The 22,829-nt window shown below is 53.1% G+C and carries 12 protein-coding genes; 10 read left to right on the forward strand and 2 right to left on the reverse strand.

Annotation, left to right across the window (positions count from 1 at the left end):
* The first annotated feature begins 18 nt into the window (after window positions 1-18).
* From K7P01_RS21770 to K7P01_RS21805, 8 genes are all read left to right on the forward strand, one after another.
* Window positions 19-1,626 carry a hypothetical protein gene (locus K7P01_RS21770; RefSeq protein ID WP_267296696.1) on the forward strand — a complete coding sequence of 536 codons (1,608 nt, stop codon included), beginning with the start codon at window positions 19-21 and terminating at the stop codon, window positions 1,624-1,626.
* Window positions 1,627-1,633: 7 nt separating this feature from the next.
* Window positions 1,634-3,052: a hypothetical protein gene (locus K7P01_RS21775; RefSeq protein ID WP_267296697.1), complete on the forward strand. Its 1,419-nt coding sequence runs from the start codon at window positions 1,634-1,636 to the stop codon at window positions 3,050-3,052.
* 80 nt (window positions 3,053-3,132) lie between these two features.
* A complete protein-coding gene (locus tag K7P01_RS21780; protein ID WP_267296698.1) occupies window positions 3,133-5,385 on the forward strand; it encodes a vWA domain-containing protein in 2,253 nt (750 codons plus the stop codon).
* 157 nt (window positions 5,386-5,542) lie between these two features.
* Window positions 5,543-6,691 carry a DUF7452 domain-containing protein gene (locus K7P01_RS21785; RefSeq protein WP_267296699.1) on the forward strand — a complete coding sequence of 383 codons (1,149 nt, stop codon included), beginning with the start codon at window positions 5,543-5,545 and terminating at the stop codon, window positions 6,689-6,691.
* A 16-nt stretch (window positions 6,692-6,707) separates the two neighbouring features.
* A complete protein-coding gene (locus K7P01_RS21790) occupies window positions 6,708-8,348 on the forward strand; it encodes a caspase family protein (protein WP_267296700.1) in 1,641 nt (546 codons plus the stop codon).
* 34 nt (window positions 8,349-8,382) lie between these two features.
* On the forward strand, window positions 8,383-9,201 hold the full coding sequence (locus K7P01_RS21795; protein WP_267296701.1) for a hypothetical protein: 819 nt from the start codon (window positions 8,383-8,385) through the stop codon (window positions 9,199-9,201).
* Window positions 9,202-9,229: 28 nt separating this feature from the next.
* Window positions 9,230-9,805, forward strand: a complete 576-nt coding sequence (locus tag K7P01_RS21800; RefSeq protein WP_254085200.1) for a hypothetical protein — start codon at window positions 9,230-9,232, stop codon at window positions 9,803-9,805.
* Window positions 9,795-11,234, forward strand: a complete 1,440-nt coding sequence (locus tag K7P01_RS21805; protein WP_267296702.1) for a C1 family peptidase — start codon at window positions 9,795-9,797, stop codon at window positions 11,232-11,234. The genes K7P01_RS21800 and K7P01_RS21805 overlap by 11 nt, the downstream gene beginning before the upstream one ends.
* Window positions 11,235-11,306: 72 nt before the next feature.
* On the opposite strand, the gene K7P01_RS21810 is transcribed toward K7P01_RS21805, so the two are convergent.
* The gene (locus K7P01_RS21810) at window positions 11,307-17,471 is read right to left on the reverse strand and encodes an alpha-2-macroglobulin family protein (protein WP_267296703.1); all 6,165 of its coding nucleotides are present in this window, start codon (window positions 17,469-17,471) and stop codon (window positions 11,307-11,309) included.
* A 298-nt stretch (window positions 17,472-17,769) separates the two neighbouring features.
* On the opposite strand from K7P01_RS21810, the gene K7P01_RS21815 reads away from it, so the two are divergent.
* A complete protein-coding gene (locus K7P01_RS21815; protein WP_267296704.1) occupies window positions 17,770-20,574 on the forward strand; it encodes a TonB-dependent receptor in 2,805 nt (934 codons plus the stop codon).
* Between the two features lie 119 nt (window positions 20,575-20,693).
* On the opposite strand, the gene K7P01_RS21820 is transcribed toward K7P01_RS21815, so the two are convergent.
* The gene (locus tag K7P01_RS21820; RefSeq protein WP_267296705.1) at window positions 20,694-21,245 is read right to left on the reverse strand and encodes an REP-associated tyrosine transposase; all 552 of its coding nucleotides are present in this window, start codon (window positions 21,243-21,245) and stop codon (window positions 20,694-20,696) included.
* A gap of 229 nt (window positions 21,246-21,474) precedes the next feature.
* On the opposite strand from K7P01_RS21820, the gene K7P01_RS21825 reads away from it, so the two are divergent.
* Window positions 21,475-22,533 carry a TlpA disulfide reductase family protein gene (locus K7P01_RS21825; RefSeq protein ID WP_267296706.1) on the forward strand — a complete coding sequence of 353 codons (1,059 nt, stop codon included), beginning with the start codon at window positions 21,475-21,477 and terminating at the stop codon, window positions 22,531-22,533.
* The last annotated feature ends 296 nt before the right edge of the window (window positions 22,534-22,829 follow it).

Raw genomic sequence — 22,829 nt, forward strand, 5'->3', positions numbered from 1 at the left:
CCCCAACCGGATACTCCCATGAATCGAATATATAGGACCTTCCTTTCCGGCTTGTTGCTCCTGACAGTCACCGCCGCGACAGGACAGCAGATGAACCGGGTAAAAATCATACGCAAGACAACACCCGTCAAAACGGTCCCGGCAACAACGGCCGATACCACGCGTAGAAAACCCTATCACATCATCCGCGCCACGCCGGCGACAAAGACGGCTGTGAAAGACAGCCGAAAGCAATGGGCCACCGATACCAAGCTCAAGACCAGCGGCATGTTCATCTTGCCCTACAAACCGCTAAAACCGCAAACCGGCACAACGGCCCCGACGAACACCGATGTGCAAGGCCCTAACCTGACCTTGGGCAAAGACGTATCGATCTTGCTGGGGGGGAACGGCTTTGAATACTTCCTCGACAAGCTCAATATCTTCCGTGAAGTATATGAAGATAAAAATCCCAACGCAGGGTATTTCTATTATTTGCCGAAAAGCTATAACATGAAATGGGACCGCAGTACCGGACAGTATTCGTTTTATGTATACTACCTGTCCGCGGACGCCGAGGGTCGGGGAGAGGTTATCGTTACAGCCGAGCTCACCCCCGGCGTGAGCCAGGATGACATTGCCCTGGCGGAAACATTGCTGAGCAAAAAGATGAAGCGGGAAATCCGCTTGCGTCCATTGCCGCTGAGGGATACACCAAAAGTCTCGTTTGGCAGCGCGCTCACCAACTTTGATGTAAAGCCTGAGAGTGTCAGCACCAACGTGCCCACGGACTTTCTTGAACCCATCATTGTGTCGTGGAAGATGGAGCGCCGGGTAGACGACCTGGTCGGCGCGATGATGAACAACATCGGCCTCTCCGGCAATGTCGACTTCTTACCACACGCGGAAGGTGATCAGGCCATTTCTGTGCCGGTGCGCCTCAAGGTCAACGACGCCATGACCTTTGGTAAAATGGAGTATGCCCAGGCCGATGGTCTGCTCAACGGATTCCTGAACCCCATCGACTACCCGGTCGTATTGCGCGACCTGGTGGTCATGCGAACAAAGGCATCCAAAGAATTGACCATCGAACGTATCGCGCTGGCTTCGTATGAAGTAGCGCCGCAGGAAACTTTTTCCTCTTTTACACCCGAAGAAAAAGACCGGGTACTAAGCGGGAACAACATCACCAAGCTTTGGGCAGAGTATAGCATAAAGCCGTGCAGCCCGTGCAACGAACAGGTCACACAGAAAATACTCGGGGGGACTTCTACCAGCCGCGTGAAGGGTCTTGAAGTGCAGGTATTAACGCCCCTCGGGTATTCTGGTGCCAACAGCCTCAAGCTGATGATTCGTTCCAAACAAGGTGACCCCAAAGGTACCTCGGACGTCATGTTGCCGATTCTCACGGTGACCAAAGACAACCAGACCCTGGCCGGTGGCGAGCTGTTTGTAGCCGAAGGCGAAGACTTACAGTATCAATACCAGCTGGCCCTCATTCAGCCTGACGGTGAAACGCTGATGAGCGAATGGGTAGAAGCTTCCGATCCTTTTATCATCGTGGGTGAGGATATGATCCGTAAACATTTTGACGTGGAAACATCGGCCGACGAGCCGGTACAACCCGAAGCAACCGATGGCCAATAAAATGCGAATGATCGTAGCAACACTCCTGGCATGCTGGCTCACCACCACGGCATGGGCGCAGCCTGTAGCCACCCCGAAGCGTACCATCGGCGATCTGGAGATATACCCGGACTTCAAAAACCGAAATCTGTTCTACTACGCTCCCGGCAACCTCACGCTGGCACAGGAGCAAAACGGCAAGCCCCGCTTTCAGCTACTGGAGATGCGTTATACCGGCACCTCGGCTACGGGCAACCAGGGCGAGAAACGATTTGCCAACGTTGTACAGTTTACGGTACAGATGGAAGAAGCCTCGCGCGAGGCGTTGCAACAGGCGCGTCAACAACTTGGCGGTACACGTATTGATCTGCGGCCGCTGCCGATACGCGATGTCGAGGCGTTTGTCGTGGCACCGGTCGGTGGCCAGCAGGAGAAGAGTGGCTATCGGCGTATCGGCAAAGACGGCAGCTTTCAGGCGGAGAGCGATAAAGGATCGTCCGGGCGAAGTAGTTATTGGACCGAGCGCACCTTCACCCTGAAACTCGAGAACCACGAGGCGGAGTTGCTGTGGGACCAGGTACAGCAGGATCAACTGGCGTTGAGCCTCGGGTATGCATTCTATGCAGACCTGCTGCCCGCCAAGACCGGCGATGTCGAGGTGAAACACAACGGCGACGTGTCGGAAGCCTTTGAAGAAACCGTTACGCCGTTACTCACAACGGATACACTACCAACGTCGTCGGTCGTACGGGCTGATGCCTTTGCCATCCGGATCAATACCAAACAATGGCCGGACGTTCTAAAGAAGATTGACCTGAACGAAGGCGTGCCGCCGGCCTATGCCGCCCTGGAAGTTCGCTGCTTTGACTTCACCGAAGACTTGCGTCCCGACCTGGCCATTAAAGCGATAGACATTGTTGCCACCGGGGTAGGGGGACAACAGGTTACACTGCCGGCACAAAAGTTTCTCAGCAGCGAGCCCGACTTGTGGGCGCGCCAGATCCGTTTTCCTTATGCCGTGAAGCTCACCGCGCCGTACAAGTATCGTATTGTAGAATATACCCGTGAAGGCACCAAACAAATATCTGAATGGATCACCGCACCGTCGTGGAGTACGCACCTGGATATTACCACGCCGGCCGCTACGAATGCCTTTGCGCGTCGCGCGGTAGACCTGGAAGTACCGCTGCAAGACTTTGAATCACAAGGCATCAGTCGTGCCGACGTCATCGTGCGGTATACATTCCGCAAGAAGCCAACCGCAACACTTGTTACTTTTCAGGCCGGCGATGAGCTCCCGTTAAAACAAGCGATCTTTAAATACGATCGCGACCAGCCAATAGCGTGTGTCATCCGGTGGACTTTTTCCGATGGAAAGACATTAACCGGGAATAACCCCGTTGTGGGAGCGGACGATTACCTGTACTTTGATATACCCAAGGAATAGTCCTGGAAAAAATAAAACCCTAACCCCATATGTTCTGGAAAGACCCCTCTCTTTCTCCTGTCACAAAGACGGGAATCGTTATGGTACTTTTGATACTTTTATCCGTATGGTGCAAACCTGCTCTTGCGCAATGCGATAACGACATTACTACTACGCCTGCCATGCCGCCCGCGGGGGAGCTCTGTAATCCGTATTCGCTGACCCTCACGGTGAGCGGTCCCGGTGTACAAAATACAGACTCCTTCAATTGGATCGTAAACGTTCCGGAAGTACCGATGGGTACACTGGCGAGCATCGGACTGACCGGCACCGCGATGGGCACAAGCTACAAGATCACAGGCGAGCCCACAGCCTTCGGTAATTTTACACTACAGGTAACAACCCAGTGCACCGCGGGGAATTGTTTCGATTGCGGCGCTGGAAACGACTGCTCCGGCTGTCGCGATCATATCACAAAAAATATTCCGATACAGATCACCAATGGTGCCGTCCGGGTTCCCGTCGATGTTGTGCTGGTATTGGATATGTCGGGCAGTATGATGCAAACTGTGCCGGGCAGCAGTAGCCTGAGCAAATGGGCGGTACTGAAAGAATCGGTGCAAGCCTTCCTCGAAGCCTATCGCGCCTGGGGCGAATGCAGCGATCGCATTGGCGTTACCTACTTCGACGATGCGCGTCATGACTTTAAGACGCCTCGCGGTATGTACGTGTTTAACCATGAAACAACGCCCATGCCGCTCACCGGAACAGGGTCGATACAAGAAGATATGAATGCCAAAGGTCCTGCGGGCCTGACATGCCTTGGCGGTGGTATCTTGGAAGGGTATAGCTTTTTTGATGCCATGCACCCGAAGCGCAACATGATCGTTTTTACCGATGGCATGCAGAACACAGACCCCATGGTGAGTGAGGCACCCGGCACAAACATGGTCATCAACGACTACGGTATGCGTCCGGATGGTACAGGCTTTCCTGCCACGCTTCCCCTGGACCTAAAAGCCCCGGCCATCAAGTTCCGCACCTATACCGTCGGCATCGGCGACAACGCCCTGAACGGCCTGCTCGGCAACATCGCACAAGCCCCGACAGACAACGACTTTGATGGTGAGTCCTTTCCCATCAACACGACGACGAACCTCCCTGCCAACCTCGACATGTCCTTCAGTCAAACCTTTGTCGAAAACCTGGCACAGTTCAGTCCCCAGCTACTCGACATCCGCCGGATCCAGCTTGTGCAAGAAGCCTCGACGATCTTTGTGGCAAATCCCTCTGCCGACAAAATCATGCTTCGCATAGTAGCCGATCCAGCCATTCTCGCGAAGGCGCGCATACAAATTGAAAAGGATGGCAAAGACTTTTCTTCCCTGGTGCGGACTACGGGCTCAATGTATCGCACCTTTGTCATGGATACCATCCGGATCAGGCGCTATGAAACAACACTTCCCGGAAAATGGACCGTACGCATTACCGGCCCCTCGGGTCTTTACCAGGTGACGGGGATTGTCAACGACGAAAAGATAGACGTCACAGCGTCCCTCGGACATAGGTCGTATGCTCCCGGCGACGCCGTATCACTCGAAGCACTACTGCAATACAAAGATCAGCCGCTCAATGGCGCACACGCCCGCGTATGGGTAGCGCGCCCCGGACAAGACGTAAACGATCTCTTTGCGCAGACAGGGGCCGTAAACCCGCGCGACTTCCCGAGCGAAAAAGGAAACGACCCTGGCCAAACCAAATACGAAGCCCTGCTCGCCTTCGACAAAGCGTTCACGGCCGCCTTGCAACCGACGATAGACTCAGTATCCCTGACGGGCGCCGCCGGCAAGTATACCGGCAGCTACAACAATACACAAGCCTCCGGCATCTATACCTTTATCTTCCGCCTGCAAGGCAACGACCCGCAGGCCGGCCAGTACGAGCGCTTTGTGCTTCGCACAGCCGTGATCGACTTTGGTGAAGCAGATCGCCAAAAGACCGTAATTCGTACCGTCAACGCCAATGCACAAACCGTTCTTCAGTTTATTCCCAAAAACAAATTCGGCAGCCTGCTCGGCCCCAATCGCCTCACCCAGGTACACATACTCCTCGGTGGTAAACCTCTCGCCCTGACCGACAAGCTAGACGGCAGCTACGAAGCCATCATCCCCGATTCGCAGCTAGACGGCGACCCCAAAGTAACGATCACCATTAAAGGCCAATCGTACTACGAAGGCCCTTATTCCGACCTCGCCGGCACCGGACACAAAAAACACAAGTGGTTGCTCTTTATCGGAGTTCCACTCTTGATCCTTATAATAATTTGGCTGGCCCGGCGCAGACGCAAGCGGTAAAACAGCGTGAGTGTGAGAGCGAGAGCGAATAAGGATGTTCTGTTTTTTCTCGCTCTCACGTATGCCAGAGCCGACAACAAAAATATTTTTTCACAATCCGGTAACCACTTTCAAACGATCCTGACAAAGGGGTGAGTTCATTAAAAACCCAAGACCCATGAACACACTCACCTGTTTTAGTAACACTTACCGGAGGCTGCAACTGCTCCGGAATTATTTGCTCTGGACCGCATGGCTGCTCGTATCCGGCTGTGACCTTGCCGTCATTGAACCTTCCGACGGCAAGTTGAAAAGCGACTTCACGTTCCATGTACAAGACCCCCTCTGTAATGCGAACTGTTCAGTCAGCTTCACCAACACCTCCAAAAACGCCGCCACCTATGAATGGGACTTTGGCGACGAAAGCGCCGTATCAACGTTACCCAACCCCGTGCACGTATACGCTACCTCAGGGGCGTTTCCGGTCACGCTGCGTGCCTTTAATGATAGTATTCAGCACGACACCACGCTGACGGTATATATCAATAAAACTCCGACCCCGGGCGGATTGAAAGCATTCCAGCATGTAATAGACATCGGAATGACTGTACCGGAGTCACCCCAGCTCACTATGATCGACAACGTACTGACCAACGGCAAGCCCGACAAGATCGTTGTGGTCACCCCTGTCATGGGCAAACGCAATACCTCGGCCCTTGGAGTCTATTATTGGGGCGGCAAGTGGGGAATCTTCAATGAGGACCTGACTAGCTTACAAGAAGGGGAGAAGTTCAACGTTGTCACCGCCGACGCAGGATCAGAAAATGCCTTCGTCCACGAAATCACGCCCGCGAATAAACGATTGATACACGTCTCCACGATGGATCATCCTAAGCTTAACAATCATCCCAACGCCCGTGTGTTTGTCACCCCTATCTGGATAAAGTCCAGCGATTATATCACCTGGCCTCTGGGCGTGGTGTATGTCAATAATCGGTGGGAGATCATGAACCTGGCCCAAAGCGAATTGCCGGCCGGGCTCAAAGTCGGTGTCATCATTAGCGAAGACGCGAGCTCCTATGTCCATACGTGCACATTCGAGTCCATCGTCGGTGACTATACCAAGCTCAACAATGCTTTAACGAACAACAAGCCGTCGGCGCTGGTCATTACTACCTTTAACCAGGGGGCGGAAATCACCTGGCCGGTTGCCAACGATCAGGTTACAGGCCTATGGTACGGTCCGAATGCCAACTGGAGTATCTTCAACCAGAGTGGACAGGCGATGCTGCAAGATCGCAAGTACAACGTCCTCGTCGTCGAGTGATCTGACTTCTTACCTTATGAAATACACTACATGCTATCGCATGCTGGCATTGGCCATCATGCTTGGAGCGACCATGGCTACCTACGCCCAGGAAGGATCGGAAGGAGGGAAGAAGAGGGTTGGCTTGTTTGGTAAAAAGAAAAAGAACAAAGAAGAGGCTGTCGACACCGGTGTATCGACAAGCAAGAGTCCGGCGATGACGATCAATCTCGGCGGTAAAAAAAAGGACTATATACTGATCGACTGGAGTAACGCCGCGGGCGAGAACATCCCGCTCAAAGACGGTCAGTTCGATTTACAGGCCAAGATTTTCTCTACCATCGCTATTAAACCCGGTAATGTCGTGCTCTATCATAATCGTCAGCGATCGGGCGCACGCATGGATGTCAGCGGCCTGTACGGCCAGCAACAGGAGTTTAATTACACCAACCGCGTGGCGCTGACCGAAGGTGCCAATGAGATTGTGCTGGAAGTAACGACCGAAAAACAAAGCAAGAAGAGCGAACCGCTCATGGTCTTCCGAAAGGGTCGCACGGTCACGATCCAACCCCTGGGCACTGCCCGGGAAACACCGCGAGGCGTTGCCAGTGTATACTGGTGGACTGCCTACGACCCCATACTGCTGAATGGCCAACCCTATACCACCAAAGAGAAATCGCTGCCACTCAAGTTCCGGATACTGACGCCGAATACCATTACACTCGACCAGGTACGGGTTATGCACAACGGCAAAGCACTGCCCGCGGGTAGCCAGTCTAAGCTGGAAAAGGACTCACAAGGCAATTTCATCTTTACCGGGCAAGTGGATCTGGTGGAGCAAGCCGGTACAAACGAAGTATACCTCGAAGTGCAAACAAACCCCGTAGCCCGTTCGGAGCGGTTGCAAGTAGCGTATAGTCCGTTTCGCCCCAACCTGCATATCCTCTGTGTAGGCACCGAAACCAACCTGGCGTATACCCGCAAGGATGCGCGTGACTTTGCCGGCGTGTTTAAGAACCAGGCCATGGCGGGCGGCAATCGCTTGTTCAGCAAGGTCATGATCGATACACTCGTGGGTGATCAAGCCTCGGCACAGGAGATCCGTGGTACGCTGGAAGAATTTAAGGTGCGTTACTACACGGGCAGCATTGGTCCCGACGATGTCATCCTGGCGTTTATCTCGTCGCACGGCTTTATGCTCGACGGCGACTTCCGCATCCAGGGCGACGACTATGCGCCCACACGGCAGCGCAGCACATCGGTATCCTTCCGGCAGGAGATCGTCGGCATACTCGAAGATGTGCCCTGCAAGAAGATCATCTTCATCGATGCCTGCCACAGTGGTGGTGCGCGCGCCAATCCAGCCGACATAAACTTCGAGATCAGCAAGCTCAACGCTGTCAAGAAGGGGCTGACCGTCTTTGCCTCCAGCCGCGGTGAAGAACAATCGTACGAAGATCCTCAGTGGAAGAATGGTGCCTTTACAAAAGCCATCATACAAGGACTGACACTGGGCCGGGCTGATGCCGATAAAAATCATATCGTCACGTTACACGAGCTGCACAGCTTCGTAAGCAAGGAAGTGGCGACCATCGTCAAGAAAGTAAAAAACCGCGCGCAGAACCCCGTGCTTGTTAAAGACGACCTGGGCGACGTAGCGCTGTTTGTAACCGAATAGCATTTGAAATAAGATAATAACAACCCTCACGATCATGAAACTCTTTGTAACACTTCTCACATTAATCTCCCTGGCGTGGCAGGCCTCCGGGCAGGCTGTGTCCAATGTAAAATGGGAACTGGAAAATGACGAACGCATCGTTATTACATACGACCTCGCCAAGCAGGGCAACGCCATATACTTTGACGTTGCGCTGAAAGTCATCATCGACAACAAAGCCATTGTACCCAAGTCCGTCTCAGGCGACGTGGGGAACTATGTTCGCATGGGCACGGGCAAGAAGGTGATCTGGAATATATTCGACGACCTGGCAGAGCTCAACGGAGAGCTGTCGGTAGAAGTATCCGCCACCAGCCCGGTGCCCACCAATACCGCGACCAACGCCAAGAAGCCTGAAGAAACTGTAAAGGCTCCCGACCTGATGAAAAACCTGCCGTCGGGCGCGTCCGGTAATAGTGTGCCGTTCTGGGTAGGCCTGGGTGGCATCGGAGCCACAGGCGTCGGACTCATCACCAGCGGCATGAAGAGCAGCTCAGACTCCAAAGACCTGTACAATGTCTACAAGCAGAACATGGTAGAAACGGCCGCGGTATACGAAGAAATGGGCACTACCCGCAATGATGTATACGACGAAGCCAACAAAAAACACAAGACCGGAACATTCCTGAAAGTCGCCGGTGGCGCCGTACTGCTCACGGCGGGCATCATCATGGTCAACCGGTTGATCCAACTGAAGAAACTGGAGCAACGCACCGTGTCGTTCGCGCCCTATCTGAACATCGATCGAAAATCAATTCCAGGTAAAGTATACACGGCAGGGGGCTTAACGCTCACGTGCCGTTTGTCGAATTGAGTATGTGTAACCCCTAACATTGAATAGTATGAAATATTTCATCATAACGATATTCCTGTTGATCGCCACGCTGTCTACCCGGGCACAGTCCAGTACGGTCGTGGCCCTCAAGAGCCTGCAAAATACACCCTTCTTTACGGAGTTCGCCGAATTGCAAGAGCGGTCGCAATCCGCCGTTCGAAACTTTAAGGTCATTCAGGATCGCTACTCCAAAGAGGAAGTCGAGAACGTGATCTATGCCTATAATTCGTCGGCCGAATATTTTAATGCCGCCCTGCGCAACATCAAAGCCGACCTGATGCACAAAGAGAAACGTAAATACCTTATTCGCTACCCGGACGCCTATTCAAAACAAGTAGAAGCCGATCTATACCGCGCGAAGGAATACTATTCCAACACGTTCCAGAAAGAAGTGACCACACTCACCAACGGACAGATTACAGGCAATGCGCTCATCGCCATGCTGCCACAGATTCTGAAGTACGCCAAGCTGGCCGTAGAAGTGATCAAACAGGTAGACAGCGAGATCAAAAAGATGAATGATGCCATACTCGAGCAATACCTGGTAACGCCGTACCGCTTTAAGAACTGGGATGAGATCTAATATTGTATTGGTATTGATCGCCTGGCTCGCGGTATACAACGGACTGGCGCAAGGCCTTGTGCTGAACGACACAGCGTACGCCAGAGCCCCACAACGGGTCTACGACAGCCTGGGCGCAAAGGACGGCACCGTATTACGTAATACGTTTAAGGTCGACCTCAAACCTTATTGCCCCACCGTACGCGACCAGGGCAAGATCAGCTCCTGTGTGGGCTGGTCGGTGGGGTATGCCGCCATGACGATCGAGAAAGCAATTGCCAATCGATGGTCCGGTAAACGGAGCCAGATCGACGCCGAGGCCTACTCCGCGATGTTCCTGTACAACCAGATCAAGCTCGGCACCTGCGACTATGGCGCCGAGCTGCACCAGGCCTTCACCTTTGTGCAAGAGAAGGGCAACGTATTATACCGCGACTTCGCCGTCAGCAACGCCTGCGACTCGGTGCCCGCCATAGCGCTTCGTAACAAAGCCTCCTTAAACCGGATGAAAAGCTTTGTCGCCTTGTTCACACCCGATGCGGCCCCCGAGACCAAGGTCGACCGGGTCAAGCTGGCCCTGGCGGGTAACAAGCCCGTGGTGGTAGGCATGCTCGTGCTCGAGAACTTCCTGACGCTGAAATCCACCGATGCCGTGTGGTACCCCAGCATCGGCAAGACCAACGTCTTCGGCGGCCACGCCATGGTCGTCATCGGCTTCGACGACACGCGCAAAGCCTTTGAAGTCATGAACAGCTGGGGCACCGGGTGGGCCAACAGTGGCTTCGCCTGGATTCGCTACGACGACTTTGCCTCGTATTGCAAATACGCATACCAGTTTGTCCTGGCACGCGGCGATCAACACTATATTGAAGGCAACCTGCAGGTATTACGCCCCGTGTTAAAAGTCATCGGCGAAGAGGACGTCTCCGCCACCTTCGCCCCGGTACCTTTTACGTATACCAACGACCGCTTTCGCGTGCGCCATGGCGGCACACTGCCGCTGGAGTTTCAGCTGATCGCCGAAGGCCTCTTACCCGACAGCTATATATACGTGCTCAGCCTCGATCACAATCTTCAACCCACGGTTCACTGGCCGCGGGACGAACGACTGAACCGTCAATTCGCTGCAGAGTATAACAACGCAGTCGTCACGACCGCTCAGCCGCGCATCGTACTGCCCGGCAAGTACAATGTATTCTCCTTAACACAACCCGGCACGGAGTATCTGTGGGTGCTGCACGCACACCAGGCGATCAAAGATTTGCCCGCACGTCTGGAACAATTCGCTTCGCTGCGCGGCGATGTAAACACCCGCGTCCAGAAAATCTTCGGTAACCAACTGATCCGTAGCTGCGAAGCCTCCTATACCGGTGACCGGATACACTATTTCGCTCCAAGTCAGGGGAAGGGGACGGTGTCGTTGTTATTGGAATTTGATGTAAAGAAATGATAAAAAGACACCGAAGGAAAATGAAAGCGCCCGGTTGTAGGGCCGGGCGCTCTTGTCTTTATACCATTCTGATTATTTCACATTCACCCGTATCCCCGCCGAGTGACTCGAAAACTCCGGCGCATACATGCATTGAATTGTAGTGACACCATTCGAAAAGTCCCCCTGCTGCGACACGCGCAAATCATACTCAAACACATACATGCCCTTCGGCAAATACCCCATAAAGAAGTTCGTCGCCAAATCCCGCGGACTTTCATAATAGTAAAGCCCGTCCTGATAACGATTGGTCGACAGTGTAGACACCGGCTCAAAGCCCGCTGCCCGCATGTCTTTCAAATGCACATACTCCATCGTCCGATCCGTCCGCAGCTCGATACGAACCTTCACCAGGTCACCTACCTGTAACGGCGTCTGCTCCGTAATCGGCGTAATCACCGGACCACGATCCGTACGCACTTCCTTAAACAGCTCTTTCTTCAATTTCAACGGCGTCTCCGCCGGCGTGATCTTGTCGAGCTGCTCAAAGTACTGCCAATAAACAGCGCCCCAGGCAACGCCATCGTCGCGCTTCGTGACATGGATATTACCAAACTTACTGTTGATCTCATTCGCTTGCCACGCGGTCTTGAAATATCCCGTGCCTGCTTCAACAGAAGCGTCCGGACGTTTCGCCGGATCAACCACCTGATCGCCGACCTTGATGTCCACCAGGGCAGTGCTTGCCAGCTGACTCACACCACGACGCAGCAAGGCATAACACGCTTCGGTCGTGGCCTTAGTGGTTTTCCAGTCTTGCGTTTGCTTCTGCTTCAGCAGCCACACCTTCAGGTTTTCCACAGCTTCTATATCGTTGGCAACCTCATCATATACCTCGATCATCAGCGCCTGCGTTTCGATCGGCGCCTGGTACCAGTAATAACCATGCTCAGACCTCCAATACATCCCCATCTCTTCGCTGTGCAGTGCGCGTTCGTTAAACGACTTGATCATCGCAGCCGTAGTGACCTTGTCGCCTGTGCGGTGCAGTGTTAAGCAAAGCATGCCTTCCAGGTACAGGTTGTAATCCAACCAGTACTTTTTAGACTGCCCAACGTAATAGTTATATGCTTCCTGGGTTTGCGCAGGCACTGCGATGTCTTTGAAATAGGTGCGCGCATACAGGTATTGAATCTGTCCATAGCCCAGGTTGTTGTCTTCGAGTTTGGCTTGCTTACGCCGCACACGGTCTTTCAGGTCCTCGTATTCCTTCCGCAACTGGGCGTCCATATACCGCAGGGCGTTTTGAACCATCGACCAGGTGCGGTCTTCATCACGCACCGACCGTACGCCCATCACGTCGAGGTGGCCCATACCCGTCACAATATGCTGTGTCATATACAGATCCTCCGGGCACCCCGGGAACCAGCTAAAGCCACCGCTGGCCGTCTGTGCCTTCACAATCTTGTCGACCGCGCGCCCTTGCTCGTTGGCCATGCGGTTCAGGTCGAACAACAAACCTACCGCGCGTTTGCGCTGGGTTTCATCTTGTGCCTGCAGTACCCACGGCGTTTCTTCCAGCAACGCCGACTTCAGCTCCTGGTTCTTCTCCAGATTCGATACCAATGCGTTAGGCTGTATATTCTTCCAGGTATCAAATACCTGTTTGATTCGAGGATTGGAATTCGCCACATGCGAAGCAATGCTGTTGGCATAGAAGCGGCTGAACGTCTGCTCCACACATTCATACGGATATTCCATCAGGTACGGCAGCGCTTGAATAGCGTACCATGCCGGGTTGGATGTAAACTCCAACGTAAAGCGCTGGTGGCGCAACGTGGTAGACTTATTCGTCAGCAACTTCTCGAACCGGAAGTCTTTGCTTTGCTTACCACGAATGGGCAGCGGCAGTGTTTCCGTTACCAGCATGCGGTTGGTCACAACGGGCAGCGTCATCTCTTCGCCGTCCGAGAAATTACCAGCCTTGGCCACCACACGGTAGGTGAGGGCTTGCAAGCCTTCCGGGATGGTGATATTCCAGGTCAGGTTGGTGCTCTGCTGTGCCGCTACCGAAAAGTCGCGTACCGCTCCTGTGGCAAGTACGCCGGTGGCGGGCTTCATGGTCAACGCATCAAAGAATTCCAGCTGTGCTTGCCCTTGCAGCGGCTTGTCGGCCAGGCTGGTCACCTTCACCTGGAAGACCATCTTGTCATTCTCCCGGAAGAACCGTGGTTGATTCGGCACTACCATCAGGTCCTTTTGTGTCACGAGCTGGTTTGTGACCAGGCCCGACTTCAGGTCTTGTGTATGCGCAAAACCAAGCATCTTCCAGCGTGTCAACGCTTCGGGTATGGTAAAACCAACGATGATTTCTCCCTCGGCATTGGTCTGCAGGTGCGGGTAGAAGAATGCTGTTTCATTAAAGTTGCTACGGGCTTGTACTGCGCTGAAGTCTTCGCGGGGTGCTGCCGGTTCATCGGCTTTGCCGCCCGGTTTTGGTACGCCACCAAAACCGCCAACGCTATCCTCTGCTTTTGATTCTTTTTCAGCCATCGGAGCAGCCGCAACCGGCGCGGCTGCGTCGAGCGACATCGTTGCTTCCTCCATGACGATACCCGCGCTGACACCGCGTGCCGACTTCTTTAACATCCGGCGGTCATCGTAATAGTAGAAGTTGAAACCATACCAGTTCAGCGCGTCGTATCGAGGCGACTCCGGAGAAAAATGGGGGTAGCGATTCCAATCATGATCGTAAACATTCAGCGACTCCACGTCAAACCCCCTGGCGCTGCTCCAATTCAACTGCGCATAAAAGGATTCAAAGAAGCTGGCCGACCAGCCATGCGTGCGGAAAGCATCGAGCGACGCATCGTAGAGCGTGGCGACCATCTCTGCCGCCACTTTATCAGCCCCTTTGCCTTTAATGCGGATCTTCCATTGTTCCTGTTGTCCCGGCAGCAGTTTGTCGCGGAAGCTTTCAAACGTGATGTCCAGTGCTTTATTAGTATAGGGCACGTTTACAATTTCCGATTGATGATAAAGTCGGTTATCATAAACAAAAGTATAGTGTATCGCCAGATTGCCGCGGTGCGATTCCTCGACGGAGATCTTGAACAACCGTTGCTCGTCACCCAGTGTTACCCATTCTTTGCTCAGGATTGTACCGTCACGCTCCACTTCGTAGAGAACATGGATCCGTCGCGCGCTGGTACCGGCCATAAACGTAGCTGTTTCACCGGGCTCTGCTGTAAGCTTGACCGGCTGGAACGTGTGTACCGCCGGTGTCGCCAGTGTCCTGGCCTGCAGTGAGTAGACAGTAAAGTATGTTAGCTCCTTTACAGGTTGACCATCCTTATCGTTGGCGGTAACCTCTAAGACATACTCACCGGTTTCCCATTTTGCGAGGTCGTCGAGGGCAAACGTGGTTTTCTCTGCGGTGTTAAAAGAAAGCGTCAATACAGCTTTTTCTTTCTCCCACGTAAACTTGTTGCCTTCGTCGGCATATAGGTCTGCCGGGAACAAGCTGTAATACTCGTTCTGCGTATAGAGGTGGCGGTCGGGCTGCTCCCAGAGGCGCGCACGAAAGGGTTTAGCCGGTGCTTTCAATGGATAGATCGTGATCGTACCTTGTGCCGTTTGCGGTTCGCCGGCCAGGTTAGTCGCACGGATCGTAAGCTCGGGCACCTTCGCCACATCCTTGTCCAGGTTCGTCACGGGAACTTGCAGCACAAGCGATTTATAGCCAACCGTCACGGTAGTAGTGGCACTGTGGGTCTCGCCGTTCACATCCGTTACATCAGCATAGACCGTATAGCTGAACGTAGGATCTGACGTACGATCTACCGTCAGGTCGGGAATAGCAGTAAAGTCTACAGCAAATTTACCGGAGGCATCCGTGGCCGTTTCTCCATGAGCAATCTCCATCTCCGGTGATTGCGGATAGTAGCCCCAGCGGTAATACCACCAGTACGGGAAGTGCGCCACACGCACCACCCGGTATTGCACTTTGGCGCCATCGATCACTGCGCCGGAATAAGCCTGCGCTTTTCCCTCGGTGTGGATCGACTCATTCAATCGGAAGGAAGCCTTGACAGGTTCGAACGTAGCTTCAAACTTGGGTCGTTTATATTCTTCCACTGAGAACGAAGCCTCGCCCGCGTTTTCGTCTGTATGCAGCCTCATCTCACCGGTTAGTCCCGAGGTAGGTACCTGAAACGTACCGCTAAACGTGCCGTAGTCGTTGGTCGTTACCTCAACCTGTCCGCGAGGCTGGGAGTTGACATCCAGCAACGTAACGGTCGTGCGATGCTTCGGGACGATCTCCGACTTCTCGCCGTTGGTACGGATTACCAATCCTTTAAAATAGATCGTCTGCCCCGGACGATAGATCGCGCGGTCCAGGAAAAACATAACCTGTACATATTCCGCACGCGGCGGCTCCTTATACTGGTGCAACGAGCCATAATAATACGACTGTTGATCAATCGGCACCGTGCTGGTAAAGTCCTTGTGGTAGGTAAAGTTCGTATACAGGCCGCTCAGGTGCTCATTCCGCACATACGGCACGCGTATATAGCCGCGGGGATCGGTGGTATAACTACCGACCAATACGGGCTCGTAGGTGCTTTTGTTATAATTGTACTTCGATCCATACACATCCGCCTTGGCGCTCGTCAGAGGCTCACCCGTCTGACGGTTCAGTACATGGAATTCGATCGTACCATCCGGCAGGTTCCGGTGGATATAACTGATTAGCGTCACGCGCGTAAAGGCATACGACAGCGCATTCTCGCCGCCCGAGAAATCCGCACGGTTGCTTAGAATGACCATGTATTCACCTTCGGGCACAGCGTCGAGCTTTACCTCCAGGCTGTGATCCTGGTAGTCGCCGTCGTCGGGCAAGGTAAAGCGACCTGTCTTCACCGGAGCCTTGGCCAGGAAGTAACGCAGGAATTCCAGCTCCCGGTCGTTGGTCGAGCTGCGTTCCTGGCGCTTGCGTTGCGCGCGCACTTCGTCAGACGTAACGCGTATCAGGCGGTAATGCAGGTCCTGGAAGTTGCGATAGTGAACCAGGCAACGGAAGGGCTGTCCGGGAAGATTATTCTCTTCCAGTTTGACGCTGACGGAATGTTGTTTGATCTGCGCCTGCAAGTTTTCGCAGTACTGCGCGCCGTCTGAGCCCGGAAAACGTTTCTTGACAGCTTCGCAGCGCTCGTATGCAATCTTCAGATCATCCTTATGGGTGTCCGACACCAGCGGCTTATACCGCGTGGCCGTCTCCACATACGTCTGCGCAATGTAATAGCTCACCAGCGCCGACACCGGCTGAGCCTCGTGTTTCTTTTCCAGCTTCTCCAACGCGGCACGGTATAGCTCCAGCTTGTTGGTTAAGGTCGCATGGCCGCGGACAAATTGCAGACGCTCCAGGTCTACATCGATAAGCGCCGCAGGGTCGCGATCGTTCAGGTGGAAATGCGTGAGGGATTGCAGCAGCGTCAGCGCCTGGAACTTCAGCGAGCTCGTATCGCGTGTGGTCAGCGGGAGGGAGGCAAACGCCTGGGCGTCGCTAAAGTATGCTTCCTGATCAAGCGTAAAGGCATAGGCCGGCCGTGATATCGAAGGCTCTTCCGAGCCAAAGAAGTCGATGGCGCGGTGTGCCAGGAAGTCGTAGAGGGTAGGGCGGGCCGCACGGCCCTTGGCGTTACCGGCGTAGACCATGTCCTGATACAGGTCAATGGGCGTGCCCTGGCTCCGGGCGGCATCCTCCAGCGAAAGCCTGTATTGCTCGCTCGTCTCGCGAATGATCCGTTCGAGTCCCCAGGTCTCTACGTCCCGGCCTTCTTCTGCATTAGCCGTAATGTCGCTGCGCTGGCGAAAGCGGTACCGGTTGTTTTGATAATAACGCCAGTACATCTCCGCCAGCATCGAGTGCAGGAGCGGTTTCGCTGGAAACGTAGCCTGCTCCGCTTCTGCGCGAATGGATTCGAGGTTTTTAGTATAAGCGTCTTCTTCGTGTTCGATCAACTTTACGCGAAAGAGAATAGCCTTCACCAACTGCGGCGCGTTGCTTTCTTTCTTCGCTTGCGCATAAATCGTCTCGACCGTCGTGAGGGCCGACTTCGGCAGACCTTTCTGCTCAAAATCGGCGACCTCTTTCCAGGCCTTTGCATAATCCCAGGGAGTCATCTTTTTTGTGTTTTGTGCAAGGTTAATGTGAGCGATACCGCTCAGTACAAGTATCAGCCAGAAATTCTTCATCGCAACAAGTGTTTGATTTTGTCTTCACCACAGTCAGGATGCGTAAGCATCCGGAAATCCATACAGAAGGACACTGATTTTTTCAGTCCGGAAGATACCAGATGTTCCACGTTATCAAAATACCCGGACGCTATCCTTTCAGGCTCAATTCGTTACAATAATTATAACAGAACGGGCCCCGAGCCGTCGAATAGTCTTCCCATACCGTCGACCGTCAGCTGGCTACTGCCGACCGCTCCCGTAGTACCTGCTGGCGATTGGCCCGACTTTCTTTATTTTTCGACTCCAAACCGAAAAAATGGTACGATTTTTTGATTGTGGGCCCAGTATGGTAATCCGGTACATTTGCATCTTCGTCTTCCTGACCGGTACCTCCACCTATCAGGCAATAGCCCAGGAGCGCCGCCTGACCGGCATTATCGCCGACAGTACGGATAACACTACGCTGATCGGCGTGAGCGTGGTACTGCAGCAAGCGAACGACTCCACCCAGCGCAAAGGTACTGTCACCGATGTTGACGGCCGATTTACGTTTACCAACGTAGTCCCCGGCCGGTATGTTTTACAATATTCGTATATCGGTTACACTACACGCCAGCGCACCGTGGCCGTACGCGGGCCCGATACGGACCTGGGCACCATCACCCTGGCGCCCGGCGTAACAACGTTAAAGGGCGTCGAAATCAAAGGCGCCGCCATCCAGGTCGAGCAGAAGGGCGACACCTTACAATATAACGCCAACGCGTTTAAGGTAAACCGTGACGCCGTCGCCGAAGACCTCATTGGCAAGATGCCCGGCATTACCGTTGACAACACCGGCGTCAAGGCGCAAGGCGAAGCCGTACAACAAGTATTGGTGGACGGTAAAGTGTTCTTTGGAGACGACGCCAACCTTGCCCTCAAGAATCTTCCGGCAGAGATCATCGATAAGATTGAAGTATTTGATCGCCTCAGCGAACAATCGCAATTCACAGGCTTCGACGATGGTAATACACGCAAGACAATCAACATTGTCACCAGAAAGGGCCGCAACAACGGCCAGTTTGGACGCGTCTATGCAGGCATCGGCGAAGACGGCCGGTATACTGCCGGCGGAAACATCAACTCCTTTAAAGGTGACAGCAAGCTGTCATTCGTAGGGCTCTCCAACAACATCAACCAGCAAAACTTCAGCAACGAAGATCTCCTGGGCGTCACCAGTAGTGGTGGTGGCGGAGGGGGTGGACGCGGCGGCCGGGGTGGTGGTGGCGGGGGAAACAACTTCTCCGTCGGTCAGCAGAGCGGCATCTCGACAACACATTCTGCCGGTCTCAACTATGCCGACCGCTGGGGCAAAAAGACTGAATTTACCGGCAGCTATTTTTTTAATACCGCCGACAACGAAAGCCTGACCGACCTCAATCGCGCGTATATCACCGAGCAAGACAGTGGCTTGGTGTACCGTGAAATGAGCCGTTCCAACAGCCGCAACTACAACCATCGCATCAATGCCCGCATTGAACACACCATCGATACAGCCAACTCGCTCGTCATCACACCGCGTCTAAGCTTTCAGACGAACGACGCGCGATCATCCCTGCAAGGCGATTATACCGGCAACAACACCGCGCTCGAAAGCCACCTGACCAATAGCAACCGGTCGGATAACAGCGGCTACAACCTGGGGAACAGCATTCTATTCCGTCACCGCTTTGCAAAACGGGGTCGTTCATTCTCCGTCAACCTCAACACGGAATCCAGCAACCGCGACGGCGACTCCGAGCTGTATTCCTTAAACGAATACACATCCGGTGAAGAATCCCAACTCGTCGACCAACATTCGGATCAGCACACGCGCAGCTACACCGTGTCGTCCGACCTTTCGTATACCGAACCGTTGACCCGCTTTAGCCAGCTACAGATCAACTATACTCCGTCGTATACCCGCAGCAACACCGAAAAAGAAACCTACAACGTGGGCGACGGCGGTGAATACAATGACCTGGATACGACGCTGACCAATACCTTCGAGAACGCTTACATAGCACATCGGGGAGGGGCCAGTTATCGGTTCAACAATCGGAAGCTCAGTGCTATGGGCGGAGTAAACTTTCAATATTCTCACTTACAAAGCGACCAGGAATTTCCGTATGCCTTTTCGGTCGACCGCTCCTTTCAGCGGCTCTTGCCACGTGCCATGCTAAACTACAAATTCTCACAAACCGAAAATATCCGCATCATGTACCGCACGTCCACCAATGCGCCCTCGGTATCGCAGTTACAGAATGTAATCGACAATCGCAACCCACTGTTCCTCAAGACCGGTAATCCCGACCTTGCCCAGGATTTTAACCATAGCCTCACCGTGCGCTACAGCCGCAGCAACACCGAAAAATCCACCAGCCTGCTCTTCTTATTGAGCGGCAGTTTTATCACGGACTACATCACCAATGCCGCCTATATTGCAAGAGAAGATGAAACCGTAAATGGAGTTTTTCTATCCCGCGGCACTCAGTTAAGCTACCCGGTAAACATCAGCGGCTACCGCAACGCAAGAGCCTTGTTTACCTACGGCACGCCGCTGTCGACGCTGAAAGTAAACCTGAATATCAACACGGGCGTGAACTACAACCGCATTCCGGCGCTGATCAACCAGGCAAAAAATCTCGCCAATAATTACGCCCTTAGCCAGGGAGTAGTGTTGAGCAGCAACATCAGCGAAGACTTCGACTTCACGCTCTCCTACAACGCCAACTATACCATCGTCAAAAACACCCTGCAAAAACAATCCGACAACAACTACTTCAACCAGGTAACATCCTTGCGCATGAACTGGATCTTCCTCAAACACTTCGTCTTCACCACAACCGCCAACAACACACTCTACCGCGGCCTCTCTGCCGAATACGACCAAAGCATCTGGTTCTGGAACGCCGGCCTGGGCTACAAATTCCTCAAGAACGACGCCCTAGAAGTAAAAGTCAACGCCTACGACATACTAAACAACAACAACAGCATCTCCCGCGACGTCACAGAGACATATATAGAGGACCGCCAAACCAACGTGCTAAACCGCTATTTCCTATTAACGCTGACATACACCTTGCGAAACTTCAAAGCATAGGATAGAAGGTGAAGGAATAATAAGAATGTTGAACTGGCGCAAGTCTTCCGACCGAAGGGAGGGTGACTTGTGCCTGTCTAATGGGAGTCTTCAGACTCCCGAGGCCTGGTTGTTAGCACCTAAATCAAAATAACATCGATCAAGGTCTCCTTTAATCCCGCATAACTCGCAGCGCTGCTATACAGATAATACTCCGGAGAAAGCACAATACCGGCCTCGACAGGATTGTAATGAATATAGTCCATTCGCTGATAAAGCTTTTCCTCTGTATCCAATTCGACTGGATGACTATGTTGCTGCCAGAATTGATAGGTCTTATTATTGCTATTCCCTCTGCCTTCTGCTTCAAATATCGACAACAAATCCTTCCTTCTACTCTCCTGCGAGTTAGCTTTAATAGCATCAATAATTAGCACAGAGGTATATTTCTTAATATCTCGAATAATACCCTCCAGGTTCGAACTCCGATGGCGACTAATAATGAGATGCACGTGACTACTCATGATACAATAAGCATACAGCACCAATCCCTTGTTCTTTTGGCAGTACCGTAGACTTTCCATTAGAATATCTCTATATTCTCTTCGAATAAAAACATCCAGCCAACGAACGACAGTGAAGGTTACAAAATAGACAGCTTCCTGATCTCGGATTTTATATTTGCGACTCATTTGATAACGGGATAGCAGTTAACGTTGTTTGTGAAGATAGGGAACATTTGAGTCTATTCAAAATCCCTTGGGGGTTCCTCGGGAGTCTGAAGACTCCCATTAGGCAGGCACAAGTGACACGCCTCCGCTTACGCTTGGCGCAACACTTGCGCCAGATTCACATTGCTGGATGCCACATACGAACTACTAATTACCATCGTTATAGCTAAATGTTCATTAAATGGGACCTATGCCTAAGTACTTTACGATTATAGTAGTAACCCTACTAACCCTCGCTCTCCACGCTCAAACCCGCCCCTTCACCATCACCGGTAACCTCCAGGGCAACTACACCGGCACCATCAGCCTACGCTACACCCTCAACACCCAGGAACCCATCACTCTCCAAACGCGGGTAGAAAACAAGACCTTCCAGTTCACCGGCCAGGTCCCACACCCCGTACAAGCTACACTGGCGCTCGAAGGCCTGTCCACCGCCCTCTGGCTTTACCTTGACTCCGGCAACATTCAGGTTAACGCACGCACCCACACGTTCATCGATACCGAAGGCCGCCTGGTCAATAGTCTCCAGGCAACCTCTATCGCCGGCTCCTACAGCGAAACGCTGAAGAGCGACTTCTTCACCTTTTGGCGCACCCTAATAGAAACCGACCAACCCGACTCCGCCAAAGCCGAAACCCTCTTTCGCCACATGCTCGCCCTTGTAGACGCCCAGCCCGCCAGCAACATCGGCTCCGAGCTACTCCGCGACGCCGACCTGCTCACCTACGCCCAAGCCGACACCATCTTTCACCATCTCTCTAAAGAACAACAAGCGCTTGCCGGCAGCAACGGCGTAGCGAAGCTCCTGCAACGCCTGGCCCACACGGATCGTGGAACACCCTTTAAATTCTTCATGTTAACGGACAAGAACGGAAAACCCATGAGCGGCGAACACCTCCCGCATAAATACATGCTCATAGACTTCTGGGCCAGCTGGTGCGGCCCCTGCCGTCGCGAGCATCCCAACCTGGTGTCACTCCATAGCAAATACCATCCAGCCGGTTTCGAAATCGTCAGCATTTCCCTCGACGAAGAACGGCCTAAGTGGTTAAGTGCCATTGCCAACGACGAGCTTACGTGGCCTCAGCTATCAGACCTCAAAGGGATGTCGAGCCCAGCCGCGCAATACTATGCGTTGTCATTTATACCCTTCAATTTGCTGCTGGATACCCACGGAAGAATCATTGCTAAAGATATAAAAGGAGAGAGGTTGCAGAAGCTCCTGGCTTCATTGTTACCAGAATAGTATATGCAGAGAAGTTAAAGAGGACACGCCAGTTTAAGACTGGCCGCAGTTTCAGTCGCAAACAAAAAGCCCCGACAAAAAACAGCGTGAGCGTGAAGGTGAGAGCGAAAAGGTATTCTTTCTTCTCGCTCCCGCTTTCACACTCACGCTGTCTCAAAGGCCTGTTGCAGAGACCGGATTTTCGTCATTCATTAACCTAAACTTATGAGGAAACACAATCTACGCCTTAGAAGTGTGGGGTTATCCGGTCCTGCAGTGGCAGTTCTTGTTACGGGCGCAAGAGAGGGGTGGCTAAG

Source organism: Parachryseolinea silvisoli (assembly GCF_021190955.1).
Classification (GTDB): domain Bacteria; phylum Bacteroidota; class Bacteroidia; order Cytophagales; family Cyclobacteriaceae; genus Ohtaekwangia; species Ohtaekwangia silvisoli.